Annotated in this window: 13 protein-coding genes, 2 tRNA genes, 2 rRNA genes and 2 riboswitches (2 of these 19 cut by a window edge); of the genes, 14 read left to right on the plus strand and 3 right to left on the minus strand. The window is 38.8% G+C overall.

All coding sequences use genetic code 11. The annotated features are described in order from the left end of the window. The 8 genes from NST14_RS01505 to tsaD form a co-directional block, all read left to right on the plus strand. Positions 1-1,426, plus strand: a 23S ribosomal RNA gene (locus NST14_RS01505) (it extends 1,497 nt beyond the left edge of the window). A gap of 50 nt (positions 1,427-1,476) precedes the next feature. After that, a 5S ribosomal RNA gene (gene rrf, locus NST14_RS01510) occupies positions 1,477-1,592 on the plus strand. Positions 1,593-1,604: 12 nt separating this feature from the next. After that, positions 1,605-1,681, plus strand: a tRNA-Met gene (locus NST14_RS01515). Positions 1,682-1,684: 3 nt separating this feature from the next. Then, positions 1,685-1,760 (plus strand) — tRNA-Asp (locus tag NST14_RS01520). A 174-nt stretch (positions 1,761-1,934) separates the two neighbouring features. Further along, positions 1,935-2,408, plus strand: coding sequence for a tRNA (adenosine(37)-N6)-threonylcarbamoyltransferase complex ATPase subunit type 1 TsaE (gene tsaE, locus NST14_RS01525; RefSeq protein ID WP_000049631.1), 474 nt, complete (start codon positions 1,935-1,937; stop codon positions 2,406-2,408). Beyond that, positions 2,389-3,081: a tRNA (adenosine(37)-N6)-threonylcarbamoyltransferase complex dimerization subunit type 1 TsaB gene (tsaB, locus tag NST14_RS01530; RefSeq protein ID WP_000865758.1), complete on the plus strand. Its 693-nt coding sequence runs from the start codon at positions 2,389-2,391 to the stop codon at positions 3,079-3,081. Before tsaE ends, tsaB begins: the two co-directional genes overlap by 20 nt. 13 nt (positions 3,082-3,094) lie before the next feature. After that, the gene (gene rimI / locus NST14_RS01535) at positions 3,095-3,538 is read left to right on the plus strand and encodes a ribosomal protein S18-alanine N-acetyltransferase (protein WP_000367197.1); all 444 of its coding nucleotides are present in this window, start codon (positions 3,095-3,097) and stop codon (positions 3,536-3,538) included. Next, positions 3,538-4,554, plus strand: coding sequence for a tRNA (adenosine(37)-N6)-threonylcarbamoyltransferase complex transferase subunit TsaD (gene tsaD / locus NST14_RS01540; protein WP_000414588.1), 1,017 nt, complete (start codon positions 3,538-3,540; stop codon positions 4,552-4,554). The genes rimI and tsaD overlap by 1 nt, the downstream gene beginning before the upstream one ends. A gap of 420 nt (positions 4,555-4,974) precedes the next feature. Here tsaD and NST14_RS01545 read toward each other — a convergent pair whose 3' ends face one another. Beyond that, on the minus strand, positions 4,975-6,909 hold the full coding sequence (locus NST14_RS01545; protein ID WP_000602165.1) for an ABC-F family ATP-binding cassette domain-containing protein: 1,935 nt from the start codon (positions 6,907-6,909) through the stop codon (positions 4,975-4,977). 187 nt (positions 6,910-7,096) lie between these two features. Between NST14_RS01545 and NST14_RS01550 the strand changes: the two genes are divergently transcribed. Then, entirely contained in the window at positions 7,097-7,726 is a 630-nt protein-coding gene (locus NST14_RS01550; protein ID WP_000437698.1) for a redox-sensing transcriptional repressor Rex, read from the plus strand. 29 nt (positions 7,727-7,755) lie between these two features. On the opposite strand, the gene NST14_RS01555 is transcribed toward NST14_RS01550, so the two are convergent. Beyond that, entirely contained in the window at positions 7,756-7,947 is a 192-nt protein-coding gene (locus NST14_RS01555; RefSeq protein WP_001246207.1) for a YdiK family protein, read from the minus strand. Further along, positions 7,944-8,693 carry a CPBP family intramembrane glutamic endopeptidase gene (locus tag NST14_RS01560; protein ID WP_061184573.1) on the minus strand — a complete coding sequence of 250 codons (750 nt, stop codon included), beginning with the start codon at positions 8,691-8,693 and terminating at the stop codon, positions 7,944-7,946. Before NST14_RS01560 ends, NST14_RS01555 begins: the two co-directional genes overlap by 4 nt. A gap of 401 nt (positions 8,694-9,094) precedes the next feature. Here NST14_RS01560 and groES point away from each other — a divergent pair, with 401 nt between their 5' ends. The 5 genes from groES to NST14_RS01585 all read left to right on the plus strand — a co-directional run. After that, positions 9,095-9,379, plus strand: coding sequence for a co-chaperone GroES (gene groES / locus NST14_RS01565; RefSeq protein ID WP_000917306.1), 285 nt, complete (start codon positions 9,095-9,097; stop codon positions 9,377-9,379). Between the two features lie 38 nt (positions 9,380-9,417). Further along, positions 9,418-11,052, plus strand: a complete 1,635-nt coding sequence (groL, locus tag NST14_RS01570; protein ID WP_001029999.1) for a chaperonin GroEL — start codon at positions 9,418-9,420, stop codon at positions 11,050-11,052. 141 nt (positions 11,053-11,193) lie between these two features. Further along, positions 11,194-11,295, plus strand: a riboswitch (purine riboswitch). A gap of 164 nt (positions 11,296-11,459) precedes the next feature. After that, positions 11,460-12,998 carry a glutamine-hydrolyzing GMP synthase gene (gene guaA / locus NST14_RS01575; RefSeq protein WP_000743925.1) on the plus strand — a complete coding sequence of 513 codons (1,539 nt, stop codon included), beginning with the start codon at positions 11,460-11,462 and terminating at the stop codon, positions 12,996-12,998. A 151-nt stretch (positions 12,999-13,149) separates the two neighbouring features. Then, a riboswitch (purine riboswitch) is annotated at positions 13,150-13,251 on the plus strand. Between the two features lie 129 nt (positions 13,252-13,380). Then, positions 13,381-14,706 (plus strand): NCS2 family permease, encoded by a 1,326-nt coding sequence (locus tag NST14_RS01580; protein ID WP_000833093.1) that lies wholly within the window; start codon positions 13,381-13,383, stop codon positions 14,704-14,706. A gap of 144 nt (positions 14,707-14,850) precedes the next feature. Next, positions 14,851-15,000: the beginning of a response regulator transcription factor gene (locus tag NST14_RS01585; RefSeq protein WP_001262954.1), read on the plus strand. The gene runs 552 nt beyond the window's last position; 150 of the gene's 702 nt are visible here — the first part of the coding sequence; it begins with the start codon at positions 14,851-14,853; the stop codon falls past the right edge of the window.

The raw sequence follows: 15,000 nt of genomic DNA on the forward strand, positions 1-15,000 counted from the left end.
CGTGCGATTGGTTGTGCACGTCCAAGCAGTTAGGCTGATAAGTAGGCAAATCCGCTTATCGTAAAGGCTGAGCTGTGATGGGGAAGCTCCTTATGGAGCGAAGTCTTTGATTCCCCGCTGCCAAGAAAAGCTTCTAGCGAGATAAAAGGTGCCTGTACCGCAAACCGACACAGGTAGGCGAGGAGAGAATCCTAAGGTGTGCGAGAGAACTCTGGTTAAGGAACTCGGCAAAATGACCCCGTAACTTCGGGAGAAGGGGTGCTTTCTTAACGGAAAGCCGCAGTGAATAGGCCCAAGCGACTGTTTAGCAAAAACACAGCTCTCTGCGAAGCCGTAAGGCGAAGTATAGGGGGTGACACCTGCCCGGTGCTGGAAGGTTAAGGAGAGGGGTTAGCGTAAGCGAAGCTCTGAACTGAAGCCCCAGTAAACGGCGGCCGTAACTATAACGGTCCTAAGGTAGCGAAATTCCTTGTCGGGTAAGTTCCGACCCGCACGAAAGGTGTAACGATTTGGGCACTGTCTCAACCAGAGACTCGGTGAAATTATAGTACCTGTGAAGATGCAGGTTACCCGCGACAGGACGGAAAGACCCCGTGGAGCTTTACTGTAGCCTGATATTGAATTTTGGTACAGTTTGTACAGGATAGGCGGGAGCCTTTGAAACCGGAGCGCTAGCTTCGGTGGAGGCGCTGGTGGGATACCGCCCTGACTGTATTGAAATTCTAACCTACGGGTCTTATCGACCCGGGAGACAGTGTCAGGTGGGCAGTTTGACTGGGGCGGTCGCCTCCTAAAGTGTAACGGAGGCGCCCAAAGGTTCCCTCAGAATGGTTGGAAATCATTCGTAGAGTGCAAAGGCATAAGGGAGCTTGACTGCGAGACCTACAAGTCGAGCAGGGACGAAAGTCGGGCTTAGTGATCCGGTGGTTCCGCATGGAAGGGCCATCGCTCAACGGATAAAAGCTACCCCGGGGATAACAGGCTTATCTCCCCCAAGAGTCCACATCGACGGGGAGGTTTGGCACCTCGATGTCGGCTCATCGCATCCTGGGGCTGTAGTCGGTCCCAAGGGTTGGGCTGTTCGCCCATTAAAGCGGTACGCGAGCTGGGTTCAGAACGTCGTGAGACAGTTCGGTCCCTATCCGTCGTGGGCGTAGGAAATTTGAGAGGAGCTGTCCTTAGTACGAGAGGACCGGGATGGACGCACCGCTGGTGTACCAGTTGTTCTGCCAAGGGCATAGCTGGGTAGCTATGTGCGGAAGGGATAAGTGCTGAAAGCATCTAAGCATGAAGCCCCCCTCAAGATGAGATTTCCCATAGCGTAAGCTAGTAAGATCCCTGAAAGATGATCAGGTTGATAGGTTCGAGGTGGAAGCATGGTGACATGTGGAGCTGACGAATACTAATAGATCGAGGACTTAACCATATAATATGTAGCAAATGTTATCTAGTTTTGAAGGAATATGCCTTCAATAGTTTGGTGATGATGGCAGAGAGGTCACACCCGTTCCCATACCGAACACGGAAGTTAAGCTCTCTAGCGCCGATGGTAGTTGGGACCTTGTCCCTGTGAGAGTAGGACGTCGCCAAGCTATTTATATCATCGCGGGGTGGAGCAGCACGGTAGCTCGTCGGGCTCATAACCCGAAGGTCGCAGGTTCAAATCCTGTCCCCGCAACCAAATGGTCCCGTGGTGTAGTGGTTAACATGCCTGCCTGTCACGCAGGAGATCGCCGGTTCGACCCCGGTCGGGACCGCCATTTTATATAAAGAAAAGAACGAAACATGTTGTTTCGTATTTTTTTATTTGTTTTAACAAAAAACTAATAAAGACAGTCAAACTATCCTTAGGAAAACTCCTAAGGACTTTTTTATATATTCAAAACCTGTATAATAAATAGCAGAGAACATTGTGAGTAAAGTAGGTGAAGTCTGTGAGTAAATATGAAATAACAACAAAATCATCTGAGGAAACACAAAGATTATCAGAAAAACTTGGTGAACTTGCTCAGGCACAAGATGTAATTATTTTAGAAGGAGATCTAGGGGCTGGTAAGACGACTTTTACAAAGGGACTAGCAAAAGGTCTTGGAGTGAAAAGAGTTGTAAATAGTCCTACCTTTAATATTATTAAAGAATATAAAGGGAGATTACCGCTATATCATATGGACGTGTATCGCTTAGCTGAAAGTGAAGAAGACTTAGGTTTTGATGAGTATTTCTACGGTGAAGGAATTACGGTAGTAGAATGGGCTCATTTAATAGAAGCATATTTACCAAATGAGAAGCTACAAATTAGTTTATTCCATGCTGGAGATGACACAAGAAACATTGTACTCGAGCCAATTGGAGATCGCTATATTAGATTATGTGAGGAGCTATTACAAGATGAAAGTACTAGCAATTGATACTTCAAATTATGTAATGGGTGTATCCCTTATTGAAGAAGGAAACGTAATTGGGGAAATCATTACAAATTTAACAAAAAATCATTCTGTGCGTCTTATGCCAGCTGTAGAACAACTGTTAAAAGAATGCGGTGTAAAACCAAAAGAATTAACTAAAATAGTTGTAGCTGCTGGACCAGGATCATATACAGGTGTTCGTATAGGTGTGACAGCTGCCAAAACATTAGCTTGGTCACTTCAAATACCAATTGTGGGTGTATCAAGTTTAGAAGTAGTGGCTGCAAACGGAGCTAATTTTGATGGATTAATCTGTCCTTTATTCGATGGAAGACGTGGACAAATTTATACTGGCTTATATACATATGAAGGAGAGGATTTAACTTCTATAGAGGAAGACCGAATCATCCTTATTGTAGACTGGTTGCAAATGTTAAAAGATAAAGGAAAGCCTGTTTTATTTATTGGTAACGATGTGAAACTACACAAAGAAACAATTATCGAACATTTAGGCAATCAAGCTGTCTTTGCTCCTTTCACTAAAAATAACCCAAGACCAAGTGAGCTAGCGTTCTTAGGATTACAAAAAGAAGAACAAGATGTACATTCATTTGTTCCTAGTTACCTTCGTTTAGCTGAAGCTGAAACAAAGTGGTTAGAAAGTCAAAACAAGTAGGAGCTTGCAGAGGATGGATATGATATTTAGAAAGATGGAACTTGATGATATTGCTCAAATTGTAGCCATTGAAGAAGCATCTTTTTCAACTCCTTGGACTGCAGATGCCTTTCACCGTGAGTTAACGATGAATGAACATGCACATTATGTTGTGCTAGAAAAAGATGGTCGTGTAATTGGGTATTGTGGATTGTGGATAATTATTGATGAATCGCATATAACAAATATAGCTATTTTGCCAGAATACAGAGGTCAAAAGCTAGGAGATGCTTTATTAAAAGAAGTTATTTCCGAGGCGAAAACTCTAGGTGTAAAAACGATGACACTTGAAGTACGTGTATCAAATGAAGTAGCAAAACAGTTATACAGAAAATACGGATTTCAAAATGGTGGAATTCGTAAACGATACTATGCAGACAATCAGGAAGATGGTCTCGTAATGTGGGTGAATATATAATGGAAAAAAATACGATTATACTTGGTATTGAAACAAGTTGTGATGAAACAGCAGTAGCGGTTGTTAAAAATGGAACGGAAATTATTGCAAATGTTGTTGCATCACAAATTGAAAGTCATAAACGTTTTGGCGGAGTTGTACCAGAGATTGCGTCCCGTCATCATGTAGAAGAAATTACAGTTGTATTAGAAGAAGCGTTAAAAGAAGCGAATATCACATTTGATGATATTGATGCAATTGCTGTTACAGAAGGACCTGGTTTAGTAGGAGCGCTTCTAATAGGGGTGAACGCAGCGAAAGCAGTGGCATTTGCACATGATATCCCCCTAGTTGGTGTTCATCATATCGCTGGCCACATTTATGCGAACCGCTTAGTAAAAGAAGTTCAATTCCCATTACTATCACTTGTTGTCTCTGGTGGGCATACAGAGCTTGTTTATATGAAAGAACATGGTTCATTTGAAGTAATTGGTGAAACGCGAGATGACGCAGCAGGAGAGGCATATGATAAAGTAGCTCGTACGTTATCTATGCCATATCCAGGTGGTCCTCATATTGATCGACTTGCACATGAAGGAGAACCAACAATTGATTTACCTCGTGCATGGCTAGAACCGGATTCGTATGATTTCAGTTTTAGCGGATTGAAATCAGCAGTTATCAACACTGTGCATAACGCAAAACAACGCGGGATAGAAATTGCACCGGAAGATTTAGCAGCAAGTTTCCAAGAGAGTGTAATTGACGTATTAGTAACGAAAGCATCTCGTGCAGCGGATGCTTATAACGTAAAGCAAGTGCTTCTTGCTGGTGGAGTAGCTGCGAATAAAGGACTGCGTGCACGTTTAGAAGCAGAATTTGCACAAAAAGAAAATGTAGAGCTAATTATTCCTCCTCTATCTTTATGTACAGATAATGCAGCAATGATTGCAGCGGCAGGTACAATTGCATATGAACAAGGAAAACGTGCTACATTAGCTTTAAATGCAAATCCAGGATTAGATATTGAAGCATAGTTATGCACAAAATTAACCACAGCTTGTGGATAAAACCCATATTATCTGTTGATAATATGGGTTTTATTGTGTATATAAAATGTTGATAACTTTTTTGTTGATTGTGGATAATGTGGAAAAGTTATTTTGTTGTTTATTTTATAAAGGTGGATATGTGTATAAGGTTGTGGATAAAATAGGTGAAGTCTGACCTTTAGATGTATTTTTCTCGGGAAATAAAAAACAAGAAGATATCTTTAAAAAACATTTTGAAATATGCTCTTATTATAGGAGTCGCTAATATTGTCAAACTTTGTCGTTGAAACGATGCCTCATGTCGAATATTTTATACAATATGACGTTAATTCAAACTAGAAGATAAAAAGGATGCCGCATAGTCTAAAATCCCGACTTATGAGACATCCCTCTTATTTAAGACTCTTATAAATGTAATTCTTCCCATTCTGCCATACAAGCATCAAGTTGCTCTTGTAGTGTTTGCTTTTTCGTTGTAATTTCACTAGCCTTTTCATAATCTGCATATATTTCTGGTAAGCAAAGTTGATCTTCTAACGTAGCAATTTCTTCTTCAAATTGTACAATGTTTTGTTCTAGTTCCTCAATTTTTCGAGTACGTTGACGCTCCAACTTTTTGCGCTCTTTTTCTTCGAGATAATTTAATTTTTCTGGAGCTACAGTTTTTTGAACAGGTGCATGATTTTCTTGCTGTTCTTGTTGTTCAAACTCAGCACGTTCAATCATCTCATTTTTCTTTTCAACGTAGTAATCGTAATCCCCTAAATATTCCTGTGCACCTTCTGTTGATAACTCAACAACGGTCGTCGTTACACGATTAATAAAGTAGCGGTCATGAGATACAAAGAGAAGGGTACCAGGATAATCAATTAAAGCATTCTCCAAAATCTCTTTACTATTTAAATCAAGATGGTTTGTAGGCTCATCGAGAATTAATAAATTCGATTTTTGCATCATAAGTTTGGCAAGAGCTAAACGAGCTTTTTGTCCACCGCTAAGAGAAGATACTGGCTTTAATACATCATCTCCTGTGAATAAGAAGTTACCTAATATCGTGCGAATTTCTTTTTCAGGTTGCAGTGGGTATTCATCCCATAGCTCATTTAAAACGCGCTTAGAAGATGTTAAATTAGCTTGTTCCTGATCATAATAACCAACAGAGACATTAGATCCGAAAGAAACCTCACCATGTAATAGTGGTAACTTATTCACAATGGATTTTAATAATGTGGATTTCCCAATTCCATTTGGACCAACTAAAGCAACACTATCTCCGCGTGTTAAGCGCATTGTTACATGTTCAATAATTGGATCCTTATCATAGCCGATAGTTGCGTCCTTTACTTGTAAAACATCATTTCCACTTTGTTTTTCAATATCGAAGTGGAAGGAAGCTGACTTAGAATCCCCTAATGGTCTTGTTAATAATTCCATACGGTCTAATTGTTTTCGACGACTTTGCGCACGTTTTGTCGTAGATGCACGAGCTATATTTTTTTGAACGAAGTCCTCTAGCTTAGCAATCTCATCTTGTTGTTTTTCATAACGTTTCATTTCTTGCTCGTATAGTGCTGATTTTAAGTCTAAATATTTACTGTAGTTACCAACAAATCGTCTACTTTCTTTATTCGAAATTTCATATACTTGTGTAACAAGTTTATCTAAAAAATAACGGTCATGGGAGACGATTAGTATTGCGCCAGGATAACCTTGTAAATATTGTTCAAGCCATGTTAATGTTTCGATGTCTAAATGGTTTGTAGGCTCGTCCAAAATAAGTAAGTCTGGTTTCGTTAATAATAATTTACCGAGAGCTAATCGTGTTTTTTGTCCACCGCTTAATGTCGAAATCGTCGTCTGGTGCGTTTCAACTGGGAAGCCAAGACCACTTAAAATCGAACGGATATCTGCTTCGTACTGATAGCCACCTTGATCTTTATAATCTAATTGTAATTGGTCATAATCAGCTAATAATCTTTCATACGTAGCCTCGTTTGAAAAGTTTTCTTCTTTTCCCATCTCTTGCTCTAGCCTTCGAAGTTTTGTCTCCATTTGCTGCAAGTGTGTAAAGACGGTTAACATTTCATCCCAAATTGTTAAAGATGTTTCTAAACCGGTATTTTGAGCTAAATATCCAATTGAGACATCTTTCGGCTTTATAATTTCTCCACCATCATGAGATAGCTCACCCGCTATTATTTTTAATAATGTAGATTTTCCAGCGCCATTTCGTCCGACTAATGCGATACGATCTTTCGTTTGAACTTCTAATTTTATATTTGAAAGAATCGTTTCTGCACCGTATAATTTCGAAAGCGCGTTTACTTGTAATAAAATCAATGTTTTCACCTCAAATAATTTCTTAACTTTGCCATGTTTATATTTCTCAATCATACTAAAAATAGTGTATAGTTTAAAATACAGAGAGAATACTTCTTCTTTCTATTATACAAGGAATTTAATAAGTGCTAAACTTCTGTATTTAATTAAAGCATATGAATAAAGATAGGAAGAGAGGAGAGGTTATATGGAGCAGCAGAAAATTCCACAAGCCACTGCTAAGAGATTGCCTCTATACTATCGATTTATCCAAAACTTATCTTTGTCTGGTAAGCAACGTGTTTCATCAGCCGAATTAAGTGAAGCGGTAAAGGTTGATTCCGCAACGATTCGAAGAGATTTCTCATACTTTGGAGCATTAGGGAAAAAAGGATATGGATATAACGTAAATTATTTATTATCATTTTTCCGTGAAACACTCGACCAAGATGATATAACACGTGTAGCGCTTATTGGAGTAGGTAATTTAGGGACCGCTTTCTTACATTATAATTTCACGAAAAACAATAATACAAAAATTGAAATGGCGTTTGATATTAGTGAAGAGAAAGTTGGAACAGAAATCGGAGGCATTCCTGTATATCACTTAGATGAATTAGAAGAACGTTTATCATCTGATATACAAGTGGCAATATTAACAGTACCCGCTACAGTAGCACAATCTGTAGCTGATAGATTGGCAGAAACAAACGTGCATGGTATTTTGAATTTCACACCAGCACGATTAAATGTGTCAGACAATATAAGAATTCATCATATTGATTTAGCAGTAGAGTTACAAACATTAGTTTACTTTTTGAAGAATTATCCACAATAAAACGCAGAGGAAGCGACCTCTGCGTTTTATTATTGTTTTTTCTTTGTGAATTTAACTAAGATGAGGCGAAGTGCCAAATTAAAATCAATCGTCGCCATAACTGCAAATAGTATTGTCCACATATTCCAAATTGTATCTGTTACATTCCTAATGGCTAGATGTGTAAAGATACATCCTAGAAGGAAGTACAATATAGCCATGAACAATGGTGAGTTTCTCATACTAAAAATCCTCCGATAAAGCCTTGCATTTTTTCAGCTTCTTTAATCATTTCTTGAATTTGTTCGTTACTCATTAAAACTTGGGCAACTGCAACTAATGTATTCATTGCAACATGAGCTGCAATTGGAACGATAATACGCTTCGTTTTTACATATAAGAAGGCGAATACGAGCCCCATAGCAGTGTATACCAATAAGTGAGTAAAATCAAAATGAATCGCCGCAAATACAAGGGAACTAATGATAGCGGCAATAAAGAAGTTAAACTTCTTATAAAGTGTACCAAATAAAATTTTTCTAAATACGATTTCTTCCAAAATAGGTCCTATTATAGAGATGACGATAAGGAACCAAGGTGTCGTTCTTGCGATATCCATAAGTCTCGCTGTATTTTCAGATCCAGGTTTAATACCTAATACATACATTTCAATCATACCAGCAATACTTTGCGAGAAAAATGCTAAGAAGAACCCGATAAAAATCCAACCAATCGTAGCTGGAACAGTAGAACGCTTTGTATCTAAATGTCTGTCGCGAATATCTGTTCTAAGTAACCAAAGTACGATACATAATGCAATAAAGAAGCTAATGATCGCCCAGTGACCAGTTATGAGTTGAAATTTCTCTTCCCTAGTGAATCCCCTGTTATCATAAAGCCCAGTTTTCAGAAGAAGTGGTAATCCAGCAATTGATGATAACTGCATTAAAATGTATGTAACGATAACCCACCAATATTGTTTTTTCAAATGGTTTAACCATCCTTTCTAACTCTAGTGTATGAGATAAGGTAGGATAACATGTAAAGATGCTACCTACGATATAAACCTTACTTAAATTATGTTTTTTTTGTAAATCCTTATTTGAAATTATAATAGAAGACAGGAGAAAGTTGTGTGTGTAGCGAAAACAACTTAGGGTGTCCTTTCATATTGTAACATACGAGTAGTGGAAACAACGATTCATATAGTAAAGGTAGAAGAAGAGGAACTCTATATAGAAAAATTTATAGCGTAATTTGCGAAAAAATTATGATTTTTTTACTTGCAAAAGAAATTGAGATTATTTATTATTATAAGTGTGTTAGCACTCGGGTGACTTGAGTGCTAATAAATAAAATTTACATAACAAAATGAGGAGGTTATTGTTCATGCTAAAGCCATTAGGTGATCGCGTTGTAATTGAGCTTGTTCAAGCGGAAGAAAAAACAGCAAGTGGTATTGTATTACCAGACACAGCAAAAGAAAAACCACAAGAGGGTAAAGTTATTGCAGTAGGTACTGGTCGAGTGCTTGAAAATGGTGAGCGTGTTGCTTTAGAGGTAGCAGCAGGTGATCTTATCATCTTCTCAAAATATGCAGGTACTGAAGTGAAATATGAAGGTACAGACTACTTGATTTTACGTGAAAGTGACATTTTAGCAGTTATCGGTTAATTATATAAATCTTAAAAAATCCAAGGGGGTCAATTATTATGGCAAAAGATATTAAATTTAGTGAAGAAGCACGTCGTTCGATGCTTCGCGGTGTCGACACTCTTGCAAATGCAGTAAAAGTAACGCTTGGACCAAAAGGTCGTAACGTTGTTCTTGAGAAAAAATTCGGTTCACCACTTATTACAAATGACGGTGTAACAATCGCAAAAGAAATTGAATTAGAAGATGCATTCGAAAACATGGGTGCGAAATTAGTAGCAGAAGTTGCTAGCAAAACAAATGATGTAGCTGGTGACGGAACAACAACTGCAACTGTATTAGCACAAGCTATGATTCGTGAAGGTCTTAAAAACGTAACAGCTGGTGCGAACCCAATGGGTCTTCGTAAAGGTATCGAAAAAGCTGTAGTTGCTGCAGTAGAAGAATTAAAAACGATTTCTAAACCAATCGAAGGTAAATCTTCTATCGCACAAGTAGCTGCTATTTCTGCTGCTGACGAAGAAGTAGGTCAATTAATCGCTGAAGCAATGGAGCGCGTTGGTAACGACGGCGTTATTACTTTAGAAGAATCTAAAGGTTTCACAACAGAATTAGACGTAGTAGAAGGTATGCAATTTGATCGTGGATATGCATCTCCTTACATGATTACTGATTCTGACAAAATGGAAGCAGTTCTTGATAACCCATACATCTTAATCACTGACAAAAAGATTTCTAACATTCAAGAAATCTTACCAGTATTAGAGCAAGTGGTACAACAAGGTAAACCGCTTCTTATCATTGCTGAAGATGTAGAAGGCGAAGCGTTAGCTACATTAGTAGTGAACAAACTTCGTGGTACATTCAATGTAGTAGCTGTTAAAGCTCCTGGATTTGGTGACCGTCGTAAAGCAATGCTAGAAGATATCGCAATTTTAACTGGTGGCGAAGTAATCACTGAAGAATTAGGCCGTGACTTAAAATCTGCTACAGTTGAATCTTTAGGACGCGCTGGTAAAGTTGTTGTAACGAAAGAAAACACAACTGTAGTTGAAGGTGTAGGAAGCACAGAACAAATCGAAGCTCGCATCGGTCAAATCCGTGCGCAATTAGAAGAAACGACTTCTGAATTCGATCGTGAAAAATTACAAGAGCGTCTTGCAAAACTTGCAGGTGGCGTAGCAGTAATTAAAGTAGGTGCAGCAACTGAAACTGAGTTAAAAGAGCGCAAACTTCGCATTGAAGATGCACTTAACTCAACTCGTGCAGCAGTAGAAGAAGGTATCGTTGCAGGTGGTGGTACTTCACTTATGAACGTATACACGAAAGTAGCTTCTATCGTAGCTGAAGGCGACGAAGCAACAGGTATCAACATCGTACTTCGTGCACTAGAAGAGCCAGTTCGCCAAATCGCAATCAACGCTGGTCTAGAAGGATCTGTAGTTGTAGAGCGTCTAAAAGGCGAAAAAGTAGGCGTTGGTTTCAACGCAGCTACTGGCGAATGGGTTAACATGCTTGAAACTGGTATCGTAGATCCAGCTAAAGTAACTCGCTCTGCACTTCAAAACGCAGCATCTGTTGCAGCTATGTTCTTAACAACTGAAGCTGTAGTAGCTGACAAGCCAGAACCAAATGCACCAGCAATGCCTGACATGGGCGGCATGGGCATGGGCGGTATGGGCGGAATGATGTAATTCCGTTCGCGCTAAAAAACATCCATTTCTATATAGAAATGGATGTTTTTTTATGTTTTTTTAGAAAAGGAAATGAATTTCTGTAGAATTTTGTCGCTTTCTCTCTTGACCATACCGACACTTCATTGTTAGAATCTAGGAAGATAATATAAAACGATCCTTCATATATCCTCAAAGATATGGTTTGAGAGTCTCTACCGGGTTACCGTAAACAACCTGACTATGAAGGCAGTGTGTCTTATATTTATAAAGAGCGGAGACTATCTTTCTTTATAAAGCCAGACCCCTGCCTTTTCTTTGTTATGAGACTAGAGGCGGAGGACTGGCTTTTTTTATTATATTGGTAATGCTTTTCGCCTAATTGGTGAAAATATTTATATACGAGAACTAACGTTGGGGTGATTATTTTGAAGAAGCAACACGATACAATTATCGTTTTAGATTTTGGAAGTCAATACAATCAGTTAATAGCACGTCGAATTCGTGAGTTCGGTGTATACAGTGAACTTCATCCGCATACAATTACTGCAGAAGAAATTAAAGAAATAAATCCAAAAGGGATTATTTTCTCTGGTGGACCAAATAGTGTATATGGTGAAGGTGCATTACATTGTGATGAAAAAATCTTTGACCTAGGATTACCGATCTTCGGTATTTGTTACGGTATGCAGCTTATGACACAAAAATTCGGTGGTAAAGTAGAACGTGCAAACCACCGTGAGTACGGAAAAGCGGTTCTTAAAGTAGAGAACGAATCAAAATTATATGCGAACCTTCCAGAAGAGCAAGTTGTATGGATGAGCCATGGCGATTTAGTAACTGGTTTACCTGAAGGATTCGTAGTAGACGCAACAAGTGAGTCTTGCCCAATTGCTGGTATGAGCAATGAAGCGAAAAACTTATACGGTGTACAATTCCACCCAGAAGTACGTCACTCTGAGCACGGTAACGATTTAATTAAAAACTTCGTATTCGGCGTATGTGGTTGTTCTGAAGGATGGAACATGGAGAACTTTATCGAAGTAGAATTAGAAAAAATTCGTGAAACTGTTGGAGATAAAAAAGTTCTATGCGCACTTAGTGGCGGTGTAGATTCTTCTGTTGTAGCAGTATTAATTCATAAAGCAATCGGCGATCAATTAACTTGTATCTTCGTTGACCACGGCTTACTTCGTAAAGGCGAAGCAGAAGGCGTTATGAAAACATTTAGCGAAGGCTTCCACATGAACGTTATTAAAGTGGATGCAAAAGAACGCTTCATGAACAAGTTAAAAGGTGTAGAAGATCCAGAACAAAAACGTAAAATCATCGGTAACGAATTCATTTACGTATTTGATGATGAAGCTTCTAAGTTAGAAGGAATGGACTTCTTAGCACAAGGTACACTTTACACAGATATCGTTGAAAGTGGTACAGCAACTGCACAAACAATTAAATCTCACCATAACGTTGGTGGACTTCCGGAAGACATGCAGTTCAAATTAATTGAGCCTTTAAACACGTTATTTAAAGATGAAGTACGTGTATTAGGATCTGAACTAGGAATTCCTGATGAGATCGTATGGCGTCAACCATTCCCAGGACCTGGTCTTGGTATTCGTGTACTAGGTGAAATCACAGAAGAGAAATTAGAAATTGTTCGTGAATCTGATGCGATTTTACGTGAAGAAATTATTAAAGCTGGCTTAGATCGCGAAATCTGGCAATACTTCACTGCGCTTCCTGGTATGCGTAGCGTAGGTGTTATGGGTGACGAGCGTACTTACGATTACACAGTAGGTATCCGCGCGGTAACATCTATCGACGGTATGACAGCTGATTGGGCACGTATCCCTTGGGACGTGTTAGAGAAAATCTCTGTACGTATCGTAAACGAAGTGAAACACGTTAACCGTATCGTGTATGATGTAACGAGTAAGCCACCAGCAACGATTGAGTGGGAATAGTATTTATAAAAAGGTCCATCTATTACTTATGTATAGATGGACCTTTTTGTTTTAGGATTAATACGAACGAAATTATAAATGTTTATAAAAATGTTCGTTTTTAAATTGACAAAACTACTTCGTCGAGTTAATATGAGTATGTAATTCAAACGAAAAGTGAATATTATGCCGTCGTATAATATCGGGGATATGGCCCGAAAGTTTCTACCTAGCTACCGTAAATGGCTTGACTACGAGGCGTTTTTATAAAGGTGAGGGGGAATCTTATCTTTATTTATAGAACGCTTCCATGTATATGCAATGGAAGCCTTTTTTATTTTTAATAAATAAAAGAGGGCTAGGGGAATTACGGCGAGTAATCATATAACGGGGGAAACGTAAGATGAAACGCTATTTTCAGTTTGATGAACTCGGCACGAATTATAAAACAGAGTTCATAGCAGGTCTAACGACATTTTTATCTATGGCGTATGTGCTATTTGTCAATCCTGCTACGCTGTCACTTGGGAATGTTAAAGGGTTACCAGCAGGTACAGGAATGGATCCAGGTGCAGTATTCGTTGCTACAGCATTAGCAGCAGCGATCGGTTCGTTAATTATGGGGATTTTCGCGAAGTATCCGATTGCTTTGGCGCCGGGTATGGGAATTAACGCGTTCTTTGCTTATACAGCAGTGTTAACGATGGGTATTCCGTGGCAAACAGCAATTGCTGGAACGTTAATGTCAGGTATTATCTTTATTATTCTTACAGCTTCAGGTATTCGTGAAAAAATCATTAATGCAATTCCATCAGAGTTAAAGTTTGCAGTAGCGGCAGGTATCGGATTATTCATTGCTTTCCTTGGATTCCAAAATGCTGGAATTATCGTGAAAAATGATGCTGTTCTTGTTGGGTTGGGGGACTTAACAAAGGGCACAACGTTACTAGCAATTTTCGGAGTTGTTACGACCATTATCTTCATGATTAAGAAAGTTAATGGTGCAGTATTTTACGGTATGATTCTTACGGCAATCTTAGGAGTAGCAACCGGATTAATTGATACTCCGAAAGCGGTAGTGGGAGCAATACCGAGTCTAGAACCAACGTTCGGTGCAGCATTAACGCACTTCGGAGATATTTTCACTGTTCAAATGGGGATTGTTATTATAACGTTCTTCTTTATCGATTTCTTTGATACAGCAGGTACACTTGTAGCGGTTGCGAATCAAGCGGGATTAATGAAGAACAATAAATTACCACGTGCAGGAAAAGCATTATTTGCAGATGCAATTGCAACTGTAATTGGTGCGATCTTAGGTACATCAACAACAACGTCTTATATTGAATCTTCTGCAGGGGTAGCAGCGGGTGGACGTTCTGGATTTACAGCAGTTGTAACGGCAGGATTCTTCTTACTGGCACTATTCTTCTCGCCATTATTAAGTGTTGTAACACCAGCTGTAACGGCACCAGCTTTAATTATTGTAGGGATCTTGATGGTTTCATCTTTAGGAGAAATTGATTGGAAGAAATTCGAGATTGCAGTACCAGCATTCTTTACTATCATTTCAATGCCACTTACGTATAGTATCGCAACAGGAATTGCAATCGGGTTTATCTTCTATCCAATTACAATGGTAGTAAGTGGTCGACGTAAAGAGATTCATCCAATTATGTATGTTATGGGAGTTTTATTCGTACTATATTTCATCTACGTTCGTAAATAAAAGGGGTTTTTGAAAGGTCTAGACTTAAGGGGAGTCTAGATCTTTTTTGCGTCTTCAGAAAATCTTAAGGATTTCCGAGCGTTTTTCTTCAGAAGTTTTCCTATAATAGAAGTTAGGGATTAAAAAAGTGATGGGGGAGATATTGTGGCAAATGAAACGATACTTGTCGTAGATGATGAAAAAGAAATTAGGAATCTTATTACAATCTATTTAAAGAATGAAGGATATAAAGTATTGCAAGCAGGGGACGGCGAAGAAGGATTACGTTTACTAGAAGAAAACGAAGTACATCTA

The organism is Bacillus sp. FSL W8-0519, assembly GCF_038005585.1.
In the GTDB taxonomy this organism is placed as follows: domain Bacteria; phylum Bacillota; class Bacilli; order Bacillales; family Bacillaceae_G; genus Bacillus_A; species Bacillus_A paranthracis.

Excerpts from the sequence above, each read along its gene's own strand:
- tsaB (WP_000865758.1), top strand. The coding sequence starts at position 2,389 with ATGAAAGTACTAGCAATTGATACTTCAAATTATGTAATGGGTGTATCC.
- rimI (WP_000367197.1), top strand. The coding sequence starts at position 3,095 with ATGGATATGATATTTAGAAAGATGGAACTTGATGATATTGCTCAAATT.
- tsaD (WP_000414588.1), top strand. The coding sequence starts at position 3,538 with ATGGAAAAAAATACGATTATACTTGGTATTGAAACAAGTTGTGATGAA.
- NST14_RS01550 (WP_000437698.1), top strand. The coding sequence starts at position 7,097 with ATGGAGCAGCAGAAAATTCCACAAGCCACTGCTAAGAGATTGCCTCTA.
- NST14_RS01555 (WP_001246207.1), bottom strand. The coding sequence starts at position 7,947 with ATGAGAAACTCACCATTGTTCATGGCTATATTGTACTTCCTTCTAGGA.
- groES (WP_000917306.1), top strand. The coding sequence starts at position 9,095 with ATGCTAAAGCCATTAGGTGATCGCGTTGTAATTGAGCTTGTTCAAGCG.
- groL (WP_001029999.1), top strand. The coding sequence starts at position 9,418 with ATGGCAAAAGATATTAAATTTAGTGAAGAAGCACGTCGTTCGATGCTT.
- NST14_RS01580 (WP_000833093.1), top strand. The coding sequence starts at position 13,381 with ATGAAACGCTATTTTCAGTTTGATGAACTCGGCACGAATTATAAAACA.